General features: G+C 73.5%; 7 protein-coding genes. 2 read left to right on the top strand and 5 right to left on the bottom strand.

All coding sequences use genetic code 11. The features are described from left to right. From ACTIR_RS27520 to cutA, 5 genes are all read right to left on the bottom strand, one after another. Positions 1–199, bottom strand: a 199-nt coding sequence (locus ACTIR_RS27520) for a hypothetical protein (RefSeq protein WP_233345894.1), incomplete at its 3' end; no start/stop codon positions are given. Next, on the bottom strand, positions 196–705 hold the full coding sequence (locus tag ACTIR_RS0111940) for a SigE family RNA polymerase sigma factor (protein WP_007026008.1): 510 nt from the start codon (positions 703–705) through the stop codon (positions 196–198). The genes ACTIR_RS0111940 and ACTIR_RS27520, both read right to left, overlap by 4 nt. 154 nt (positions 706–859) lie before the next feature. After that, entirely contained in the window at positions 860–1,231 is a 372-nt protein-coding gene (locus ACTIR_RS0111935) for a DUF952 domain-containing protein (protein WP_026454462.1), read from the bottom strand. Then, positions 1,228–2,121 carry a DUF5926 family protein gene (locus ACTIR_RS0111930; RefSeq protein WP_026454461.1) on the bottom strand — a complete coding sequence of 298 codons (894 nt, stop codon included), beginning with the start codon at positions 2,119–2,121 and terminating at the stop codon, positions 1,228–1,230. The genes ACTIR_RS0111935 and ACTIR_RS0111930 overlap by 4 nt, the downstream gene beginning before the upstream one ends. A 103-nt stretch (positions 2,122–2,224) precedes the next feature. Beyond that, positions 2,225–2,599 carry a divalent-cation tolerance protein CutA gene (gene cutA / locus ACTIR_RS0111925; RefSeq protein ID WP_026454460.1) on the bottom strand — a complete coding sequence of 125 codons (375 nt, stop codon included), beginning with the start codon at positions 2,597–2,599 and terminating at the stop codon, positions 2,225–2,227. 23 nt (positions 2,600–2,622) lie between these two features. On the opposite strand from cutA, the gene ACTIR_RS0111920 reads away from it, so the two are divergent. Together ACTIR_RS0111920 and ACTIR_RS0111915 are read left to right on the top strand one after the other, a co-directional pair. Then, positions 2,623–3,237 carry a GNAT family N-acetyltransferase gene (locus tag ACTIR_RS0111920; RefSeq protein ID WP_026454459.1) on the top strand — a complete coding sequence of 205 codons (615 nt, stop codon included), beginning with the start codon at positions 2,623–2,625 and terminating at the stop codon, positions 3,235–3,237. Between the two features lie 58 nt (positions 3,238–3,295). Then, positions 3,296–4,374: cytochrome P450 (locus tag ACTIR_RS0111915; RefSeq protein ID WP_026454458.1), on the top strand; the 1,079-nt coding region annotated here is incomplete at its 3' end.

Genomic DNA, 4,374 nt, shown 5'->3' with positions numbered 1-4,374 from the left:
TGTGCCGCGGTGCGTGCGGCCGCGGCCGCACGGCGAAACGCTCGTCGTCCCGGAACAACGCGCGCAGTTCGGCGTCGAGCTCGTCGGCGCCGTCAGCGCCGTCAACCCGGCCGGCTCCGTCAGCGCCGTCGGCCCGGCCGGCTCCGTCGTGTCCGTCGGGACGGTCGTTCCCGGCGGCGTCGGTTCCGTCGGCACTCACCGTGCCCACCTCCCCTCGCTCCCGGTGTCCCGGTGCAGTTTGCCCCGCAGGGAACCGAGTGCCTTGCTGGCCTGGCTCTTCACGGTGCCCGGGCTGATGCCGAGCGAGTCGGCGATCTCCGCCTCGCTCAGCCCCTCGTAGTACCGCAGCACGATCACCGCACGCTGTTTCGGCGGCAGCTCCCGCAACGCCGCCCACAGCGGTTCGTACTCGAACGGGTCGGCGGGGGACACGGTGCCGGATTCCGGGATCTCGGCGACCAGGTTCTCCCGGCGGTGCCTGCGCCACCGGGAGATGTGGGCGTTGGCCATCGAGCGGCGGATGTAGGCGAGCGGGTCCCCGGTCTTGCGCACCACGCTCGACCACCGTGCGCCGATCTTCTCCAGCACCGACTGCACGAGGTCCGCGGCGTCGTGGGGATTGCCGGTCAGGGCGTGCCCGTAGCGCAACAGCCCGGGCAGCGAGGCCTCCACGAACTCCTCGAAGTCCGTGAGGTCGCCAGACACGACCGCTTCCCTCCTGTGGACGACAGTCCGCGTCCCGATCCCGACGCCCGGGGCCGCGGACACGAGCGTAGTCACCGTAACGTCTCCCTCACGCGATCGCGTTCTCCGACTCGACTCGGTGCACGCACGCGGACGCCGTGAGGTTGCCCGGGGTTTACCGGTCGGTCCCCCCACCGGGGTCGGCCAGCTCCGGGGGGAGCCGGAAGGACCCGTCCGGGCGGGGCGGGAACGGGTGGACCGACACCACCGCCTCCGGCGGGATCGGACCGTAGACGTGGGGGAACCACGGCGCGCCCGGTTCCGGTGGGTCGGCGGGCTCCCACCGCACCGGGACGCCCAGCCGCGCCGGGTCGATCCGCAGCAGCACCAGGTCGGTGCGCCCGGCGTAGAGCCGGTCGGCCGGGAACTGGACCGTCCCCGGGTCGGAACAGTGCACGAAGCCGACCTCGGCCAGCGACGCCGCCTCGTACGGCTCGCCCGCGGGAACGGCGTTCCAGACGTCGGCGGGGCAGATGTGCAGGATCAACGGAGTGTGAGCTGCCGACCGATCAGGCCGTCGCGCGCCCGGCGCTCGCTCGCGTCGAGCGGCCGCTCGTCCAGCGAGCCCAGCGCCTCCTCCAGCCGGGCACCGAGGTGCTTGGCCGGTTCCTCCCACTCGCGGGCGTGCGCCTCCGGGTCGAGGTCCCACACCGGCACCAGGAGCCCGTGTGCCCGGAACGACCCCGCGTACCGGGTGCCCTCGCCCAACGTCAGCTCCCCCGCGGCGGACAGCCGGGCCAACGCCTGCAGCAGCCGGTTCTCCTCGGCGGGCCACACCCAGCGCAGGTGCGCCTTCTCGCCCGCGAGGACCCAGTACGCACCCGGGCCGAGCCGCTCGGTCGGCATGATCGCGGCGTTCGCCCGTTCCAGCGACATCGCGACCTCACCGGAGGGGGTGCTGCCCTCCGGCAGCCACCAGGAGAAGTCCTCGTGCAGCGTGACCTCGAGCTCCGCGTCCACGGCCAGCAGATCCTGGAGCCGCTCGCCGGGCTGCGGCTCACCGACGGTGTCGGGCACCGAGAGCACCTCGCCCGGTTCGGCGTCCAGCGCCCAGCGCAACGCCCGGCCGAGGTCCCGGCTGATGTCCGAGGAGCGGGTCTGGACCTGCATCCCCAGGAAGATGTGCCCGTCGTCCGAGCGCACCATCGCGGCGGCGGCCAACGGCAGCACGGTGCCGAGGGTGACCTCGCGCCCGGCCGGGTCGACCCCGTCGGCCAGGGTCAGCGGCGCCGTGGCGGACGGCACGAACTCCCGCAGCGCGATCAGTTCCGGTTCCGCGGCCAGCCCCTCGAAGGGACGCGCCACGAAGACGTCACGGACCTTCTTCGGCTTCCCGCCCTTCGCGGGAGCACCCTTCCTGCGTGCGGCCTTGCCCACGGTGTCGCCCTCCAGATGTCCGGTTGACCCGACGCTACTCGACCCGCACCGGTGTCGGAGCGTGCGGGTCGTACCCCTGCGGGTGAACCGCCGGGGCGGACGGTCAGGACCGGGTCTCGTCCACGACCCAGGACAGGTAGCCGGCGCTGCCCCCGGTCACCGGGGTGGCGATGACCTCCGGCTCGTCGTAGGAGTGGTGCGCCTTCAGGTGCTCGGTCAGCGCGTCGACCCGGTCGGCCGCGGTCTTGATCTCCACGCGCCACTCCGGGTCGGTGTGGGTCGCGCCCTCCCACCGGTACACACTGGTGATCGGCCCGAGCACCTGGGCACACGCCGCGAGCCGGGCCTCGACCGCGCCGGCCGCCAGCTTCCGCGCGGCGGCCTCGCTGTCGGTGGTGGTGACGACGACGGCGGCGGCCGTGTCCGGGTCCGCTGCGGCGCGTCCCGCGCCGGGGGCCGCGAGGTGTTCCGACGACATGGCGTCCAGGCTAACCTGGGAATGTGACCGGGCGTCACACGGAGCGGACGGACTGGCCGATCGCGTTGCGCGGTCGGGTAGTGATGCTGCGCGACTTCCGCCCCGGCGACCTCGACGGGGTCCGCGGCATCGTCGGCGACGACCGGGTGACCTACCACCTGGCGTTCAACTCCCGCAGCACCGAACAGGCCCGGGTGATGCTGCACGAGATCATGGAGAGGGCCCGGCAGACGCCGCGGCCCGAGTACTACCTCGCGATCACCCCGCTCGACGCCACCGAACCCACCGGCCCCGCCGATCCCGCCCCGGCGGACCGGGTACTGGGCTTCGCCCGGCTGGTCCTCGGCGCCGAGCGTGCCGGCCGGATCGGGTACGCGGTGGCCCACGAACACCAGGGCCGGGGCTACGCGGGCGACGCCGCGCGCACGCTGCTCGACTTCGCGTTCGGCAGGCTGCGCCTGCACCGTGTCACCGCCGTCGTCGCGCCGGACAACATCGCCGGGCTGGCCTCGGTGGAGCATCTCGGCTTCACCCGGGAGGGCGTGCTGCGCGACCACGTGCACACCAACGGCGCCTGGCGGGACTCCATCCTGTTCTCCCTGCTCGCCCCGGAGTGGAACCCCGACCCCGACGACTGAACACCGCGGTGGCCTCCGGACGGTGACCGGGGCCGTCGCGTCGGGTTAGCCTCTGCGGATGTTCGATCCCGCCGATCCGGGCTTCCTCGCCGACCCGTATCCGGAGTTCGCCCGGCTGCGCGCCGAGGGCGACGTCCACCACCACGAGGGCCTGGGCCTGTCGATCGCGGTCTCCCATCCGGCCGCGTCCGCGGTGCTGCGCAACCGGCGCCTGGGCCGCCTCTGGCGCGACGCGACCCCGGTGGAGCGGTTCGCCTCGTTCAACATGCTGCACCGCAACTCCCTGCTGGAGAACGAGCCACCGGCACACACCAGGTTGCGGCGGCTGGTCTCGTCCGCCTTCGCCCGCGGGCACGTGGAACGGCTGCGGCCCACCGTCGAGGCGCTCGCGGAACGGATGGTGGACACCCTCGCCGACGGCATCGCCCGCGACGGCGAGGCCGACCTGCTCGAGCACCTCGCCCAGCCGCTCCCGGTGGCGGTGATCGCCGAACTGCTGGGGGTGCCCACCGAGGATGGTCCCGCGATGGTGCGGTGGAGCAACGCCATCGTGAAGATGTACGAGTACGGCCTGCCGGACGACCGGCGGCTCGCCGCCGAGCGGGCGGCCACCGAGTTCGCCGACCACCTGCGCGCACTGGCCCGGGACCGGGCCGCCGATCCCGGCGACGACCTGCTCAGTCACCTCGTGGCCAGTGACCTCACCGGGGACGAGGTGGTGGCCACGGCGGTGCTGCTGCTCATGGCCGGGCACGAGGCCACGGTCAACGTGCTCGGTAACGGTGTGCACGCCCTGCTGACCCACCGCGGGCAGTGGGACCGGCTGGTCGCCGGGGTCGGTGACCCCGCGCTCGTCGCCTCGGCCGCCGAGGAGCTGATCCGGTACGACTCGCCACTGCAGCTGTTCGAGCGCACCGCCACCGCCGACGTCGAGATCGCCGGACACCGGATCGCCGAGGGCGGGAAGGTGGCCGCCCTGCTCGGGGCCGCGGCGCGCGACCCCGAGGTGTTCGCCGAGCCGGACACGCTCGACATCACCCGGGACCCGAACCCACACCTGGGATTCGGCGGCGGCATCCACTACTGCCTCGGCGCCCCGCTCGCCCGCGTCGAGATCACCGCGGCGCTCGGCGCGCT

This window comes from Saccharomonospora iraqiensis subsp. iraqiensis (genome assembly GCF_000430445.1).
Lineage (GTDB): Bacteria > Actinomycetota > Actinomycetes > Mycobacteriales > Pseudonocardiaceae > Saccharomonospora > Saccharomonospora iraqiensis.
This window is presented reverse-complemented; position numbering and strand designations above follow the sequence as displayed.

Excerpts from the sequence above, each read along its gene's own strand:
- cutA (WP_026454460.1), bottom strand. The coding sequence starts at position 2,599 with ATGTCGTCGGAACACCTCGCGGCCCCCGGCGCGGGACGCGCCGCAGCG.